Source organism: Streptomyces sp. B6B3, assembly GCF_039871525.1.
In the GTDB taxonomy this organism is placed as follows: domain Bacteria; phylum Actinomycetota; class Actinomycetes; order Streptomycetales; family Streptomycetaceae; genus Streptomyces.
Genome location: NZ_JBDPLU010000010.1, coordinates 1 through 14,747, shown reverse-complemented (window position 1 = coordinate 14,747; position 14,747 = coordinate 1). Strand labels below are relative to the sequence as shown.

The 14,747-nt window shown below is 73.3% G+C and carries 15 protein-coding genes and 1 pseudogene; 10 read left to right on the top strand and 6 right to left on the bottom strand.

Annotation, left to right across the window (positions count from 1 at the left end):
• Positions 1–11: 11 nt before the first annotated feature.
• Positions 12–512 carry a transmembrane transport protein gene (locus ABGB06_RS21075; RefSeq protein ID WP_347591661.1) on the bottom strand — a complete coding sequence of 167 codons (501 nt, stop codon included), beginning with the start codon at positions 510–512 and terminating at the stop codon, positions 12–14.
• Positions 509–1,060 carry a sigma-70 family RNA polymerase sigma factor gene (locus tag ABGB06_RS21070; protein ID WP_347591660.1) on the bottom strand — a complete coding sequence of 184 codons (552 nt, stop codon included), beginning with the start codon at positions 1,058–1,060 and terminating at the stop codon, positions 509–511. The genes ABGB06_RS21075 and ABGB06_RS21070 overlap by 4 nt, the downstream gene beginning before the upstream one ends.
• Before the next feature lie 145 nt (positions 1,061–1,205).
• Here ABGB06_RS21070 and ABGB06_RS21065 point away from each other — a divergent pair.
• Both ABGB06_RS21065 and ABGB06_RS21060 read left to right on the top strand, forming a co-directional pair.
• Positions 1,206–2,586, top strand: a pseudogene (locus ABGB06_RS21065) (APC family permease).
• A gap of 139 nt (positions 2,587–2,725) precedes the next feature.
• Positions 2,726–3,526 carry a hypothetical protein gene (locus ABGB06_RS21060; RefSeq protein ID WP_347591659.1) on the top strand — a complete coding sequence of 267 codons (801 nt, stop codon included), beginning with the start codon at positions 2,726–2,728 and terminating at the stop codon, positions 3,524–3,526.
• A 15-nt stretch (positions 3,527–3,541) separates the two neighbouring features.
• Here the strand turns inward: ABGB06_RS21060 and ABGB06_RS21055 are convergent, their stop codons facing one another.
• Positions 3,542–4,312 carry a class I SAM-dependent methyltransferase gene (locus ABGB06_RS21055; protein ID WP_347591658.1) on the bottom strand — a complete coding sequence of 257 codons (771 nt, stop codon included), beginning with the start codon at positions 4,310–4,312 and terminating at the stop codon, positions 3,542–3,544.
• A 197-nt stretch (positions 4,313–4,509) separates the two neighbouring features.
• On the opposite strand from ABGB06_RS21055, the gene ABGB06_RS21050 reads away from it, so the two are divergent.
• The 4 genes from ABGB06_RS21050 (at position 4,510) to ABGB06_RS21035 (ending at position 7,268) form a co-directional block, all read left to right on the top strand.
• The gene (locus ABGB06_RS21050; protein ID WP_347591657.1) at positions 4,510–4,965 is read left to right on the top strand and encodes a DUF5980 family protein; all 456 of its coding nucleotides are present in this window, start codon (positions 4,510–4,512) and stop codon (positions 4,963–4,965) included.
• An 86-nt stretch (positions 4,966–5,051) separates the two neighbouring features.
• Positions 5,052–5,831, top strand: a complete 780-nt coding sequence (locus tag ABGB06_RS21045) for an APH(3'') family aminoglycoside O-phosphotransferase (RefSeq protein WP_347591656.1) — start codon at positions 5,052–5,054, stop codon at positions 5,829–5,831.
• Positions 5,832–5,876: 45 nt separating this feature from the next.
• A complete protein-coding gene (locus tag ABGB06_RS21040) occupies positions 5,877–6,221 on the top strand; it encodes a MerR family transcriptional regulator (protein ID WP_347591655.1) in 345 nt (114 codons plus the stop codon).
• 48 nt (positions 6,222–6,269) lie between these two features.
• On the top strand, positions 6,270–7,268 hold the full coding sequence (locus ABGB06_RS21035) for a zinc-binding dehydrogenase (protein ID WP_347591654.1): 999 nt from the start codon (positions 6,270–6,272) through the stop codon (positions 7,266–7,268).
• Here ABGB06_RS21035 and ABGB06_RS21030 read toward each other — a convergent pair.
• Positions 7,265–8,086 carry a lipase family protein gene (locus tag ABGB06_RS21030; protein WP_347591653.1) on the bottom strand — a complete coding sequence of 274 codons (822 nt, stop codon included), beginning with the start codon at positions 8,084–8,086 and terminating at the stop codon, positions 7,265–7,267. The two genes, ABGB06_RS21035 and ABGB06_RS21030, sit on opposite strands and share 4 nt — an antisense overlap.
• A gap of 228 nt (positions 8,087–8,314) precedes the next feature.
• Here ABGB06_RS21030 and ABGB06_RS21025 point away from each other — a divergent pair, with 228 nt between their 5' ends.
• Both ABGB06_RS21025 and ABGB06_RS21020 read left to right on the top strand, forming a co-directional pair.
• Positions 8,315–9,391, top strand: coding sequence for a mandelate racemase/muconate lactonizing enzyme family protein (locus ABGB06_RS21025; RefSeq protein WP_347591652.1), 1,077 nt, complete (start codon positions 8,315–8,317; stop codon positions 9,389–9,391).
• A gap of 124 nt (positions 9,392–9,515) precedes the next feature.
• Positions 9,516–10,061 carry a snapalysin family zinc-dependent metalloprotease gene (locus tag ABGB06_RS21020; protein ID WP_347591651.1) on the top strand — a complete coding sequence of 182 codons (546 nt, stop codon included), beginning with the start codon at positions 9,516–9,518 and terminating at the stop codon, positions 10,059–10,061.
• Between the two features lie 62 nt (positions 10,062–10,123).
• Here ABGB06_RS21020 and ABGB06_RS21015 read toward each other — a convergent pair whose 3' ends face one another.
• Positions 10,124–10,501, bottom strand: coding sequence for a DUF2255 family protein (locus tag ABGB06_RS21015; protein WP_347591650.1), 378 nt, complete (start codon positions 10,499–10,501; stop codon positions 10,124–10,126).
• A gap of 125 nt (positions 10,502–10,626) precedes the next feature.
• Positions 10,627–11,403 carry an IclR family transcriptional regulator gene (locus ABGB06_RS21010; protein ID WP_347591649.1) on the bottom strand — a complete coding sequence of 259 codons (777 nt, stop codon included), beginning with the start codon at positions 11,401–11,403 and terminating at the stop codon, positions 10,627–10,629.
• A gap of 203 nt (positions 11,404–11,606) precedes the next feature.
• On the opposite strand from ABGB06_RS21010, the gene ABGB06_RS21005 reads away from it, so the two are divergent.
• Together ABGB06_RS21005 and ABGB06_RS21000 are read left to right on the top strand one after the other, a co-directional pair.
• Positions 11,607–13,172: a DASS family sodium-coupled anion symporter gene (locus tag ABGB06_RS21005; RefSeq protein WP_347591647.1), complete on the top strand. Its 1,566-nt coding sequence runs from the start codon at positions 11,607–11,609 to the stop codon at positions 13,170–13,172.
• Between the two features lie 76 nt (positions 13,173–13,248).
• Positions 13,249–14,747: MmgE/PrpD family protein (locus ABGB06_RS21000; RefSeq protein ID WP_347591645.1), on the top strand; the 1,499-nt coding region annotated here is incomplete at its 3' end.

The following is a 14,747-nucleotide window of genomic DNA, read 5'->3' as shown; positions in this document are numbered from 1 at the left end:
TTCGGCGCGGGTCAACGCCGCGTGAGCTCCCGCAGCGCTTCGCGTAGCCGCACCAGCTCGCGGCGGCGGGCGCGCGCCCGGGTCAGGAGCAGCACCGCCACGGTGACCAGGGCGGTGCCGGCCAGTGCCGTGCCCAGGGTCATGGCCGGGGTGCCGCGGGCGGCGGCCAACGCGACGGCTCCGACGGCGGTCGCCGCGGTCGCGGCGACCGCGACCGACGCCCCCAGCACCCGGTCGTGCCCGTACAGGGGGCGGCGGCGGGTGAGCACCCAGGCGGCGAGGGCGGCCCAGGCGAGGCCGACGGCGACCAGACCGGCGAACGCGGCGTGGGTGCGAGCCGGGAGCGGGCCCGGTTCGGTCGCCCACAGCAGGGCGATCAGGACGGCTCCGCACCCCCCCGCCAGGCCGACCGCGACATGGCGCATCCGGGAGCGCAGCGAGATCTCGGCCGCGAGCGCGCGCTCCAGACTCGTCGGCACCGGCCATGGCTCCTCGTGATCGTGCCCGCTCATGCGTCGTGTCCCCTTTCCGTGAGGATGTCCCGCAGCATGCGACGCGCGCGGGAGAGTCGGCTCTTGACCGTGCCGGGCGGAACGTCGAGCACGTCGGCGCAGCCGGCGAGGGGCAGATCCACCAGGTAGAACAGGATCAGCACCTCACGTTCCCGCGGCGGCAGCTCGCCCAGGCCGTCCCGGATCGCCATCCGATCCAGGACCCGACCGGGGAGGTCGTCGTCGGCGGCCTCCTCAGCCGCGTCAGCCTCCGCCACGCTGATCTCCGCCGTGGAGTACGCCTGCCGGAGGTGGTTCATCACGACCCGCCGGCCGATGGTGAAAAGCCACGGGGCGAACCGGTCGGGCCGCCGCAGACGTGGCAGCCCCCGCACGACCGCGACCCACGCCTCCTGGGCGAGATCGTCCGCGACGCCCGCCGAGCCGACCATGCCCCGCAGGTACCGCCACAGCGGGCCATGCCATGCCTCCACCAACTCGGTGAAGGCCTCCCGCTCCCCGAGCTGACACCGCACCACCAGCAGCTCGCCACGCTCGTCCCCGGCCACCGCGCCTCCTCGTTCCCACACCGCACACCAGGTGAGTCGGCAGTCGTCACGGAAAGGTTCGCACCACGGACCATCCGGAGGGCCCGCTCGGACGGTGGCGCGTAGCGTCCGGTTTCGGGTGGCCAGTTCTGGCAACCGTTCATCCATGCCGAACAGCGGAGACGCCACCAGCGCACCGACCGTCGAGCCGGCCGAGGGAGGCCCGGAGCTCAAGCGGGTGATCGGGCCAGGGCTGCTCCTGCTGTTCGTGGTCGGGGACATCCTCGGCACCGGCGTGTACGCGCTCACCGGGGACGTCGCCGCCGAGGTCGGCGGCGCGGTGTGGCTGCCGTTCCTGCTCGCCTTTGTGGTGGCGATGCTGACCGCCACCAGCTACCTGGAGCTGGTCACCAAGTACCCGCGCGCGGGCGGCGCCGCCGCGTACACCAACCGGGCGTTCGGCGTGCACTTCCTGACGTTCCTCGTCACCTTCGCCGTCATGTGCTCGGGGCTGACCTCAGCGTCCAGCGCGTCCGAGGCGTTCGCCGCGAACCTTCTCTCCGCGCTCGACGTGGACGGCGACGCGGCCGTGGCCACCACGCTCATCGCGCTGGCCTTCATGACCGGCATCAGCCTGATCAACCTCCGCGGCGTCGGCGAGAGCGTCAAGGTGAACGTCGTGCTCACGCTCGTCGAGCTGACCGGGCTGACGATCGTCATCGCGGTCGGCGCCTGGGCGCTGCTCCAGGGCGAGGGCGAGTTCTCCCGGGTCGGCGACTTCGACACCACGGGCGGCGAGACGGCCTTCGGCGCGGTCTCCGCCGCTACCGCGCTGGCGTTCTTCGCCATGGTCGGCTTCGAGGACTCGGTCAACATGGCCGAGGAGACCAAGGACCCGGTGCGGATCTTCCCCCGCGTGATGCTGATCGGGCTCACCGTCACCGGCACGATCTACGTGCTCGTCGCCCTGGCCAGCGTCACCCTCGTCGCCCCCGGCGACCTGGGCGAGGGCAACACGCCGCTGCTGAACGTCGTCAGGGCCGGGGCGCCGGGCTTCCCGCTCGACCTCTTCGCCTGGATCACCATGTTCGCCGTCGCCAACTCGGCGCTCATCAACATGCTGATGGCCAGCCGCCTGCTCTACGGCATGTCGCGGGAGCGCGCGCTGCCGGCGCCGCTCGGCCGTATCCTCCCCCGGGCGCCGGACGCCGTGGGTCGCGATCGTCTTCACCACGCTGCTCGCGTTCCTGCTGATCGGCTACGCCGACCTGGCGTCGCTGGGCGGCACCACGTCGCTGCTCCTGCTGTGCGTCTTCACGGTCGTCAACATCGCCGTGCTGGTGCTGCGCCGGCATCCGGTCGAGCACCGGCACTTCCGCGCGCCGACCGCGTTGCCCGTCGCCGGCGCCGTCCTGTGCGCCTACCTGGCCAGCCCCATGTCGGGCCGCGACTCGGACGACTACCGCATCGCCGGCTGGCTGATGCTGGTGGGCCTCGGCCTGTGGGTCTGCGTCTGGCTGGCGAGGCGCCCGGCGAAACTCGGGTGACACGCGCGGCCCGCCGGGGCTAGTGTCCACCGCGTGAGGTGATCTCCCGTGGCGGCTCAGGGCCGCCACAGACGCGAACCGTCAGCAGTCCGCGCAGCCGTTGGCCGCGGACGTTCCCACCTGTTCGCAGGAGCTCACCATGACGCACGACCTCACCCCCGTCACCCCTGTCACCCCTGCTGTCACCCTCGCCGCCTCCCCCGACGCCACCCTGGCCGCGTTCGTGGCCCGGGCGCGGGCCGAACCCAGCGTGCTCGGGCTGGTCCTGAGCGGCTCCCAGGTGCACGACGGCATGCCGACCGGCCACTCCGACCACGACCTGCACGTCGTCACCCGGGACGAGGGCCCCTCCCCGTTGCACGAGCTGGACGGCTTCCGCTCGGCGCATCTCGACCTCGTGGTGCTGACGCTCGCCGAGTTCCGGGTCCGCGGGATGCCGGGTCCGGAGTCCTGGAGCCGGTACGCGTACACGCGCGCCAGGGTGCTGTTCGACCGGCTCGACGGCGGGATCGGCGAGATCCTCGACCGGAAGCGGCGGCTCGACCCCGACGAGGCGCGCCGCGCGGTCGACGGCTACCTGGACGCCTACGTCAACCAGACCTACCGCTCCCTGAAGAGCCACCGGGACGGTCGCGCCGAACTGGCCCATCTCGACGCCGCCGAGAGCGTGCCGTTCGCCCTGGAGGTGATCTTCGCCCTGCACCGGCGCGTCCGGCCCTACAACAAGTACCTCGGCTGGGAGCTGGACCGGCATCCGCTCGACGACCCCCGCTGGGCCGCCGACCGCCTGCTCCCCGTCCTCCGCCGGATCCTCGCCGACGGCGACCAGGACACCCAGCGCGCGCTCTTCACGGAGATCGAACGGACGGCCCGCGAGGCCGGCCACGACGCGGTCCTCGACTCCTGGGGCGCCGACCTGGAGCTGCTCCGCACCCGGTAGCCCGGGCCGGCCTGGTCAGGGACGCTCGGCCGCGACGAGGAACCGGTGCGCGTGCACGTCCAGCCGTCCCTCGGCGCGGATGTGCTCGTGCACCCGCCGCAACGCGGCGTCGTGGCGCCGCGGGTCGAAGTCGGGGATCTGCCAGGTCACCAGGCGGAGGTGGTAGATCAGGGCGCCGACGTCGCGGAAGGTGAGCACCGGTCGCTCCTCGCGGGCGTCGGTCAGCCGCAGCCCGGCGGCGGACAGGGCCTCGCGCGCCACGTCGAGGGTCCACGACCCCGGCGGACGTGCGGGCGGGGCGCCGAGCGTCTCGTTGAGGTCCGCGCAGTCGTCGCTGCCCACCTGTTGGGTGAGCAGCACGCCACCGGGCCGCAGCACCCGCGCCACCTCGGGCGCGGCCAGCCGACCGTGCCGGTTCAGGACCAGGTCGACCGAGGCGTCGGGCAGGGGCAGCTGTTCCCGCGCGGCGACCGGAAGGACGGTGACGCCCAACGGTTCGAGGCGGCGGCGGGCCAGCGGGATGTTGGGCGGCCAGCCCTCGGTCGCCCACACCCGCGCGGGCAGCAGCCGCCCGAACGAGGCCAGCAGCTCACCGCCGCCGGTGTCGACGTCCAGCACCCGGTCGGCACGGGCGAGGCGGTCGCGGGCCAGGTCGCGGTAGGACCACGACGGATCCGAGCCCTCCGCCCGGCCGGCCAGCCAGCCGAAGTCCCACCCCTCGACCGGCGCGGCCAGGGCGTCCGCGACCAGGGCGGCGTAGTCGGAGGCGGCCTCGGAGGTGGTCATGCCGGGAACCTAGGAGCGGCGGACGCCACGACGCAACGGCTTTACGGCTCACCTCGGACCGAGTCATTCAAATTCCAACTACCCTCTTGTGCAAGGGCTGCGGCCTGAGTGACACTCGTTGGCGTCTCCCGGTCCGCGAAATCGACCGGAAGACGCGCTTTCGTACTGCCTCATGCGCCCCCAACCAGGAGGTACGAATGAGAACTCGCCACCGCGGGGTCGGACTGCTCCTCGGCCTGTTATCGGCTCTCACCCTGTCGCTCGTCAGCACGGCACCCGCCTCGGCCTCGACCTCGACCTCGACCTCGACCTCGACATGGACGTTGGAGGCCGAGGGACAGCGGATATGCGTCGGCCCGGAGTACGGCTGGCCCAACACCTACGCCTTCGCCGCCGTGTCCGGAAGCTGGTCGACCCCGATCCAGGTCGGGGTCCGCAACCTGCCCCCCGGCTCGTCCAGCCTGGGCGGCAGCACCATCCCGCCGGGTACGAACGAACGAGACCCCGACGACGGCGGTTTGGTCGTCAACGGCTTCGTCGGACTGTCGCTCGCCCCAGCCCCGGCCGGTGAGTACCACGCCGAGATCTGGGCCACCGACGGCAAGCAGACCCAGACCGACCAGCTGCTGCTCGACTACAAGTACGGGTGCTGAGCCCCACCGACCGACCACGCGTCACGGCGCCCGGGACGAACGGCCGTCCCGGGCGCCGCGTCGTGCCACCGCCTAGGCTGGCGCACGTGAGCGCTCCCTCCTCCGACTGGCTTCCCGTGCCCTCCGGCGAGTCGGGAGCCGACGTCCTCCGTTCCCCCGACGGCACGCGGTATGTCAAGAGCGTTCCGGCGCACGACGCCGACGCGTTGGCGGCGGAACGGGACCGAATCGACTGGCTGGCCGGACAGGGCATCCCCGGCCCTCGGGTGCTGGACTGGCGCGTCACCGCCGACGCCGCCCGTCTGGAGACGAGCGCCGTCCCCGGCGTCCCCGCCGACCGGGTCCCCGCCCCGACCCTCGCCGCGGCCTGGCCCGCCATCGCGGACGCGGTGCGCCGGCTGCACGACCTGCCTCCGGCGGCGTGCCCGTTCACCCGGGACCTCGCCGGAATGTTCGCCCTGGCCCGCGACGTCGTCACCCGCGGCGCGGTCAACCCGGGCTTCCTGCCCGAGGAGCAGCAGCGCACGCCGCCCGAGGACCTGCTGGCCCGCCTCGAACCCCAGGTCGACCAACGCCTCGCCGAGGAGGCCGCCGAGACCGTCGTCTGCCACGGGGACCTGACCCTGCCCAATATCGTCCTCGACCCGGAGACCCTGGAGGTGGCCGGCTTCGTGGACCTTGGCCGCCTCGGCCGCGCCGACCCCCACGCCGACCTGGCCCTGCTGCTCGCCAACGCCCGCGAGACCTGGCCGAACGAGGCGGAGGCCCGCGCCGCGGACGACCGCTTCGCCACCCACTACGGCACCCCCCTCGACCCCGCCCGCCAGCGCTTCTACCTCCACCTCGACCCGCTCACCTGGGGGTAGGCGGTCACCGGAAGACCGCGGGGCGCCCCGACGTTGTCTCCGGACATGCGGATCGGTGAGGCGGCCAGGGCCAGCGGCGTGAGCGCCAGGTCGTTGCGGTACTACGAGGACGAGGGGTTGATCGTCCCCGGTCGGTGCGGCAACGGCTACCGCGACTACTGCGGGTTCACCGTCGACCGGGTGCTCGTCATCCGCTCGCTGCTGGAGTCCGGGCTGCCCGTGCGGCTGATCAGGGACGTTCTGCCACACCACGCCGACGGGCCGTCCGCGGAGTTGCTGGACGAGGTGCGGAGCTATCGCGATCGGCTCGCCGCCCGCATCGCCGAGCTCAGCGCTCGGCAGGCGGCACTCGACGCGTACCTGCGGACGGCTCGCCCCGCTGATCGGTGATCGCCCGCTTGACGTTGACGTCAGTGTGAGGCTTCTACGTTCGCGGGCATGGAGATCAACGAGCAGAGCATGCGGGCCCTGGTCCAGCGCTCGCACCGCGGTCCCGAGGACCTGACCCTCACGACCGATCAGCGCCGCCCCGCTCCCGGCCCGGGCGAGTACCTGGTCCGCGTGGGCGCCGCCGGGGTCAACTTCGCGGACGTCATGCAGACCCGGGGGACCTACGGCGGCGGGCCGCAGGCGCCCTACGTGGCGGGCTTCGAGGCCGCAGGCGAGATCGTCGGCGTCGGTCCCGGGATCGCGAACCCGCTCGCGGTCGGCAGCCACGTCATCGGAACCGGCCCAGGCGCCTTCGCGCAGTACATGACGATGCCGGCCGCCGGTGCGCTTCCCGTGCCGTCCGGCTGGAGCGACGCCGAGGCTCTCGGCCTCTTGCTGAACTGGGCCACCGCGTTGGCGGCGCTGAGGCCGTTGGGCGAGGTCCGGGCGGGCGACGCGGTGCTGGTCCATGCCGCGGCGGGTGGCGTGGGGCAGGCCGCGGTGCGCCTCGCCCGTCACTACGGTGCGCGGGTGATCGCCACGGCCTCCCCGGCCAAGCACGCCGCCGTCGAGGCGCTCGGCGCCCACGCGGTCCTGGACCGCACGCGCCCCGACCTGGCCGCGGAGATCACCCGCCTGACCGGCGGCGTCGACCTGGTCCTGGAATCCGTGGGACGGGCCACGTTCCGGGTCAGCCTGTCCGTCGCCAAGCCCTTCACCGGACGCGTCGTCGTCTTCGGCGCCGCCTCCGGCGACGCGAGCCTGACCACGCACGACCTGGTCTTCACCCACCGGGTCCAGGTCAAGGGCCTGCACATCGGGGCGTTGGCGACCGCGGCCCCGTCCCTCCACCGATCGCTCCTCGCCGAGCTCGACGCGCTCGTCGCCCAGGGCGTGTACCCGCCCGGCACGCCCCGGGTCCACCCCCTGGCCGAAGGGCCGGCGGTGCTTCGGGAACTGGCGGCGGGCAACACCCGTGGCAAGCACGCCCTCGACCCGTGGCGCTAGGGCAGGTTCTTCTCCAGGGCCGCGACGTAGGCGTCCAGCGAGTGGTCCCTGATGCCGTCGCTCGCCGGGGCGAACGGGTCGGAGGTCAGGCCCGCGGCCTGGTCGGCGAGGCCGCCGAGGAACGGCACCGACTCGTGGATCTTCCCCTTCGTGTCGATGTAGCGCAGCGCCTCGACATGGGCGTACGGGGGCTCCGGCGGCACCTGCGGCACGATGTCGTTGTTGTTGACGAAGCGGTACATCCGCTGCTGGAAGCTCTCGTCGACCGCCGCGGCCAGCAGCGGGTCGCAGGTGCGGGGCTGGCCGTAGGTGTAGACGCCGTCGGGGAGTTGTCGCGGGTCCTCCAGGTAGGTGTACGCGCCGGCCAGCATGGCGAGCGCGCCGCCGAGGCTGTGGCCGGTGAACCACACGCTCTGGCCGTTGTCCCGGAACTCCACCAGGGTGTTCCGCACCTCGGGGAGGACGGAGTCCAGCGCCTCCCCGAAGCCGTAGTGCACGAAGCCCGTGCCGGCGGGCCCCGGCCACGGCGGCGTGGTGGCGTCCGACAGCCAGTCCTTGATCTGGTCCGCCTCCGTGCCGCGGAAGGCGGTGATGATCATGCGGTCGCTGGCCATGGTGTACGCCTGGGTGTCCTCCAACGGGAACGGTGGCTCGTGGCGGCTCAGGTGGTGCCGCACCCGGTCGAAGCCCCAGGCCTGGGCCTGGGCAACGACCTCGGCCTCGTCCTGGTAAACGAGTTGGGAGGCCCGCGCCAGCCAGTAGGCGAGCGTGGTGCTGTAGCCGCGGGCTGCCTGGTCGATCGTCTCGGGAACGGTCACGGTGGAACACCTTTCGCATGAGTTTCGCATCGGAACGCGCACGGGAGGAGTGATCTCTGTCGTATCCGTCGCGGACTCGTTCCGACGCCGACAGCGCCGCCGCGTCACCCGGACGGGTCGGCGGGTGCCTTGACGCGATCGGGCGGCGTTGCCACACTCGGCCGCCGTACGCGCTGCGTGAATCGATTCACGGGTCAGCGAGCAGGCCAGAGAGCAGGGAGACCGCGCATGTCCCGCCGCACGACGGAGATCTCAGGGCTGCGGGCGCGGTTGCTGCGGGTGCCGCTCTCCCGCCCCTGGGGCCCGGACGTTCCCGCCGTCCACGTCATCGCCACCACGGTGACGCTCACCGACGGCGCCGAGGGGCACGGCCTGACCTGGACCCCGTCGATCGGCGCGCACGCGGCGCTCGCCCTGCTGGAGCACGACATCGCCGACGCGGCGCGCGGCCGGACGGCCGACCCGGAGGCGGTCTGGCAGCCCCTGTGGGAGCACCTGCACGAGGCCGGCGGTGGCGGCCTGACCACCATCGCGCTGGCCGGGCTCGACCTGGCGCTGTGGGACGCCGCCGCGCGGCGCGCCGGCCGGTCGGTGTCCGGGCTGCTCGGCCGCCGGCGGAGCAGCGTCGCCGCCTACGGCAGCGGCGTCAACCTGCACTACCCGCTCGCGGAGTTGTGCGCGCAGGTCGAGCGCTGGGTGGCCGCGGGCTTCGACGCGGTGAAGATCAAGGTGGGCGGTCCCGACCTGGCCGAGGACGTGCGGCGCGTCGCCGCGGTCCGGGCGATCCTCGGGCCGACCCGCCGGCTGATGCTGGACGCCAACCAGCGCTGGGACCTGGACCGCGCCACCGCCGCGCTCGACGCGTTGTCCGGCTACGCGCCGGCCTGGATCGAGGAACCGCTGCGTGCCGAGGATCTCGCGGGCCACGCGGAGCTCGCCCGGCGCACCCGGATCCCCCTCGCGGTGGGCGAGAACCTGCACACGGAGCACCGTTTCGCGGAGTACCTGCGCGCCGGGGCGGCGCACGTGGTGCAGCCCAACGTGGTGCGGGTCGGCGGGATCACGCCGTTCCGGCGGATCGCCCGGCTGGCCCGCGAGCACGGCGTGGCGCTGCACCCGCACCTGCTGCCCGAGCTCTCCGGGCAGCTCGCCCTGACCCTCGACGCCGAGGTGATGGTGGAGGACGTCGAGGACGCGGGCTTCGGCGCGCTCGGCGCGCTGCGGGAGCCCTCGCCCGTGCGGATCGACCGCGGGCGGCTGTACGAGGTCGACCATCTGGGCCTGGGGCTCCGCTTCGCCGACTGACCGCGGGCGGGCGGCGGATTGGCGCGGGGGTGGGAGGGGCAGATGACCCCTGGCGTGCAATGTCATGTGCACGCCACTCGCCCTACCATTCGGCGAACATCCGTCCCCCCACAGGAGGATCACCGTGACACTCAGAAACGCCGCGCGGGCGCTGGTCACCCTACTCGTGGTGACCCTGACCTGGACCGTCGGCCAGGCCTCCGCCGCCCCCGCGCCCCAGGCGTCCGCCGCCACGGTCGTGCTCACCTACGACACCTCGGGAGCCGAGGAGTTCGTGGACGCGGTCCACGCCGGCGCGGAGGTCTGGAACGAGAGCGTGGCCAACGTCCGGCTGGAGCCCGCGACGGGCGGTTCGGCCAACATCGAGATCGTCGCGGACGACGGCTGGCCCCGGGCCCTGACCACCAGTCTGGGCAACGGCATCGTCTGGATGGGCCGGCAGGCCGTCAACGACGGCTACGACGTCATCCGCATCGCGGCGCACGAGCTCGGGCACATCCTGGGGCTGCCCGACATCAAGCCGGGGCCCTGCAGCAGCCTGATGTCCGGATCCACGGGCGGCGTCGGCTGCACCAACCGCTACCCCAACGCCGCCGAGCGGGCCGAGGTCGAGGACAACTTCGGCGGATTCGCCACGGCCACGTTCGAACCCCGGATGTACGTGGACTGACGACCCGGGAGCCGACCGACCGGTGCCCTGCCCCGACGCGCGTCGGGGCGGGGCACCGTGCGTCAGCGGGGCACCAGCCGGAGCGTGGCGGCCTGGGCGTCGGGGGCCACCATGGGATCGACGTACGTGCCGCCGTAGCGGTGGTACTTGGTGCGGTAGGCGTCGTCGAGGGCCGGGTGCAGCGACGGGTCGGTCTCCTCGACGAAGCTGACGTCCCGGTCGACGCCGCCGGAGCTGATGTGGCCCTCGTGCCGCGCCTGGGCGGCGCGGAACCAGTGGCCGCGGCGCCCCTTGTAGGAGCGGACGTAGAGATCGTCGTCGTGTCGGACCACCCAGATCGTCGTGGGCCGCCGCAGCGTGCCGTCGCCGCGGAGCGGCGCGATCTCCAGTTCGTCCGCCGCGGCGATCCGGCTGAGTTCGTCGTCGGTCCACGTCGTCATCGGCGTGCCTGCCCTTTCGAAGTCGGCTCGGGTTCGTCTCCGGGGAACCCGTCTCGACTGTTCTCGGCGGGCGTCGCCCTCGCCAAGCCGACACACCGCGGCCACACCCGACCAGGCAGGCGGGTTCAGCCGTCCTCCCCGACGGTTCCGGCCGGATCCCCGGCTGGGTCGTGGCCGAGCCGGCGGGAGAGCCGGTCCGCCGCCTCCGTGGCGACCGGGACCATGGCCACCAGCTCCGGACGGCCGGCGCGGACGGCCGGGACGGAGACGCTGAGCGCCGCCGCGACCTCGCCCTTGTGGTCCCGCACGGGAACGGCGAGGGCCACCACGCCCTTCACCCGCTCCTCCAGCGAGATGGCGTAGCCGTCGCCCCTGACCCGGTCCAGCGCCGCCGCCACCTCGTCGGCCACGCCCGGCTCCGTCCGCGCCAGCTCCGCGACGACGTCCTGGGCGACCGTGCCCGGCGCGTACGCCAGCAGCAGCTTGCCGGGCGCGCCCTGGTGCGGCGGCCGGGCGGCACCGAGGTCGGTGTAGGTGCGGCGGAGCGGCTGCAGGGACTCGATCTGGGCGATCGTCCGGCGGCTGGGCACGGCGTCGAGGATGTGCAGCCCCACCGTCTCCCCGGTCCGGTCCCGCAACCAGGTCATCACCGGCGGCGCCTGGACGTCCAGGGAGAGCTGGTCGCGCGCCGATTCGGCGAGGCCGAGCAGCCGGGGCCCGAGCGAGTACGTGGTAGATCCTGGCACCTGGGTCAGCATGCCGTGCGCGGTCAGGGCGCTGACCAGCCGGTGCGTCGTTCCCCGGGTGAGCGCGGTGTGGCGAGCCAGCTCGCTGATCCCGAGTACCGGGCGCGCCCGGGAGAACGCCGCGAGGAGCGCGATCGCCCGGTCGATCGACTGCACTCCGGACGGTTGACCTGCCGCTTCCACAGCGTCCTCTCCCGTTGCCGCCACGGGGCCGAGCCTATCGCCCGGCCATTTCTCCCGACCGAACCCCTCGCTGAACCCCTTGCCGAACCCCTTGCCGGATGACCGGTCGCGACCTAGGGTGCCGACTGCCCACATTACGAAACATCGTACCGCCATACGGGCGCCACGGAGGAGTCATGAAGACGGAGGACCGCAGCGGCGCGGCAGCCTCGGGGACCGCAGCCTCGAAGACCGTCGACCGCCAGGAACGCTTCGACCTGATACGCGGACGCGTCGGCCTGGCCCTCGGGCCGGTCGGCTTCGCCCTCGTGCTGCTGACCGCCCTGGGGCTGCCCTGGGAGCAGCGGGCGCTCGCCGCCGTGCTCGTGCTGGTGATCGTCTGGTGGGTGACCGAGGCCATACCGCTCGCCGCCACGGCGCTGCTGGGCATCGTGCTGTGCGTCTTCCTCGGCGTGGCCGACGAGGACACCGTCTTCGGGGCGTTCGGCAACGACACGATCTTCACGTTCCTGGGCGGCTTCGTGATCGCCCGGTCCATGACGGTGCACGGTCTCGACCGGCGCCTCGCGCTGCGCGTGCTGTCCGTGGGAGGGGTGGTCCGTTCGCCGGCCCGCACGGTCGTCGCGTTCGGCGCGATGGCGATGTGTATCTCGGCCTTCATCTCCAACACGGCCACCGTGGCCATGCTGTTCCCCATCGGCATCGGCATCGTCCGCGCGGTCAGCGCGATCAGCACGGACAAGGGCGGCCAGGACCTGCACGGCTCACGGTGGTCCACCGCGCTGATGCTGATGATCGCCTACGGCGCCTCCATCGGCGGCCTGCTGACCCCGATCGGCGCCCCGCACCAGCTCATCGGCCGGGACCTCGTCGAGGAACAGACCGGGAAGACCATCAACTTCGTCGAGTGGGTCCTGCTGTTCGCCCCGATCGTGCTGGTGATGTTCGCGGCGCTGTGCGTCGTGCTGCTCCGGCTCAACCGGCCCGAGGTCTCCGAACTCCGCGGCGCGGAGGCCTACCTGGCCGAACAGCGCGCCGAGTTCGGCTCGTTCTCCCGCGGCGAGGCGAACACCTGCGTCGGGTTCGCCGTCGCCGTCGTGCTGTGGACGGCGCCCGGCATCGGCAGTCTGGTCCTCGGCGAGGAGCACGACTTCGTCGTCCTGATGCACGAGCACCTGACCGAGGGCGTGGCCGCCATCCTCGCGGCCACCGTGCTCTTCCTGCTGCCGCTCGACCGGGGCGACGCGACGGGTCGGCGCGCCCCCACCCTGACCTGGGCCGAGGCGGTGAAGATCGACTGGGGCGTCATCCTGCTGTTCGGCGCCGGCACGGTGATCGGGTCGCTGTCCTCGGAGACCGGACTCGCCGACACGCTGGGCACCTCGCTGGCCGACCATCTCGGGGTCTCGTCGCTGGTCTCGGTCACCATCCTCGCCGCGGTGGCCGGCCTGGTCATCTCCGAGACCACCAGCAACACCGCCAGCGCCGGCATCGTCGTGCCCATCGTGGTGCCGATCGCCATGGCGGTCGACGTCAACCCGCTGATCCCCGGCCTGGTCGCCACCGCCGCCGCCGGATACGGCTTCATGCTCCCGGTCTCCACTCCGGGGAACGCCATCGTCTACGGCTCGGGAATGGTGCCGATGACGAAGATGATCCGCAGCGGGTTCGTCTTCGACCTCATCGGCGTCACCATCCTGGTCGCCGGCACGCTCCTGATGGCACAGGTCGTCGGCATCTGACCACCCGCGAAACCCCATGAACTCCCACGAACCACCCGTGACCCACCCAGAGTTCCACCACCGCACGAGGAGATCCATGTCCGCCCCGCTCGACCGGCTCGCCCGTCTGGTCACCGCCCACCACGGGTCGCCGCTGCCCGCCGAGGTGCGTGACGCGGCCCGGCGCACGCTGTACAACGTGCTCGCGACGACCGTCGGCGCCGCGAGGGAGCCCGCGATGGACGTCGTCGCCGCCGCGACCGCCGGGTTCGGCGCGGGACGGGCCGTCCTGCCGGGCCGCCCGGAGCGGCTCCGGCCGCTCGACGCCGCGCTCGCGACCGGCATCGCGGCGCATCTCGACGACTACGACGACACCCACCTGCGCACGGTGATCCACCCCGGCGCGGTCTGCCTGGCCGCGCTGACCGGGCTGCAGGAGGAGATCGCCGACCGGGACGCCGAGGAGGTGCTCGCGGCGTACGCCTGGGGCGTCGAGGCCCAACTCCGGCTCGGCGTCGCGGTCTCCCCCGCGCACTACGACGCGGGCTGGCACATCACCGGCACCTGCGGCGCGGTGGGCGCGGCCGTCACCGCCGGGCTGCTGCTCGGCCTCGACGCCGGGCGGCTGCGCGCCGCCGTGGAGTGGGCGGTCGAGGGCGGGCTGGGGAACCGGGAGGGCTTCGGCTCCATGGTCAAGCCCTTCCATCCGGGCAAGGCCGCGGTCAACGGCCTGCGCGCGGCGCGGGACGCCGCGGCCGGCGTACCGGGGCCCGGCGACAGCCTCACCGGGCCCGACGGGCTGGTCCGGCGGCTGGCCGGCGGGGCGTTCGACGCCGACGCCCTGCTGAGGGGCGACATGGGTCGGCGCTGGGAGCTGCTGGACAACACCTTCAAGCCCTATCCCTGCGGCATCGTCACGCATCCGGCCATCGAGGCCGCGGAGGCGCTCCACGAGCCGCTGGCCGCGCACGGCGGCCCCGACGCGGTGCGCGCGATCCGGCTGGTCTGCCACCCGCTGGTGCCGGAGCTGACCGGCAACGTCCAACCCGTCGACGGCCTCCAGGCCCGGTTCTCCACCGCCCACGGGGTGGCCGCGGGACTGCTGCTGGGCCCGGTGGACCTCGCCGGCTACGCCACCGGGTTCGTGGTCTCCGAACCCGCAAGGCGGCTGCGTTCGCTGGTCGCCTTCGCGCCGCGGGAGGCGTGCGACCGGGACGCGGCCCGGATCGAGATAGCCCTGGCCGACGGCGGCGTCCTCGCCCACGACGTGGCGCACGCCCGCGGCAGCCTGGCCCGCCCGCTCACCGACGCGGAGCTGACGGCCAAGGCCCGCGGCCTGGTGGACCGGATACGGCCGGGCGGCGCCGACGCGCTCGACGCCGCCACCCGCACCCCGGGCCCCGGCTACCTGCGCCGGCTGCTCGCCCTGACCGAACCGGCCGGAACGGCCGAGACGGCCGAGACGGCCGAGACGGAGCCGAACGCAGCCGGTCGGGACGGGGCCGCGGCCCTCGCCACGCGCGACGGGAGCGAGGAGTCCGCGCTCGTCGAACTCCTCGCCGGCGTCGGCGACCTGCCGGCGGATCACCGGCAGGT

Coding starts and splice junctions, on each gene's coding strand:
- ABGB06_RS21075 (WP_347591661.1), bottom strand. CDS start 512: ATGAGCGGGCACGATCACGAGGAGCCATGGCCGGTGCCGACGAGTCTG.
- ABGB06_RS21060 (WP_347591659.1), top strand. CDS start 2,726: ATGACGCACGACCTCACCCCCGTCACCCCTGTCACCCCTGCTGTCACC.
- ABGB06_RS21055 (WP_347591658.1), bottom strand. CDS start 4,312: ATGACCACCTCCGAGGCCGCCTCCGACTACGCCGCCCTGGTCGCGGAC.
- ABGB06_RS21050 (WP_347591657.1), top strand. CDS start 4,510: ATGAGAACTCGCCACCGCGGGGTCGGACTGCTCCTCGGCCTGTTATCG.
- ABGB06_RS21040 (WP_347591655.1), top strand. CDS start 5,877: ATGCGGATCGGTGAGGCGGCCAGGGCCAGCGGCGTGAGCGCCAGGTCG.
- ABGB06_RS21035 (WP_347591654.1), top strand. CDS start 6,270: ATGGAGATCAACGAGCAGAGCATGCGGGCCCTGGTCCAGCGCTCGCAC.
- ABGB06_RS21025 (WP_347591652.1), top strand. CDS start 8,315: ATGTCCCGCCGCACGACGGAGATCTCAGGGCTGCGGGCGCGGTTGCTG.
- ABGB06_RS21015 (WP_347591650.1), bottom strand. CDS start 10,501: ATGACGACGTGGACCGACGACGAACTCAGCCGGATCGCCGCGGCGGAC.
- ABGB06_RS21005 (WP_347591647.1), top strand. CDS start 11,607: ATGAAGACGGAGGACCGCAGCGGCGCGGCAGCCTCGGGGACCGCAGCC.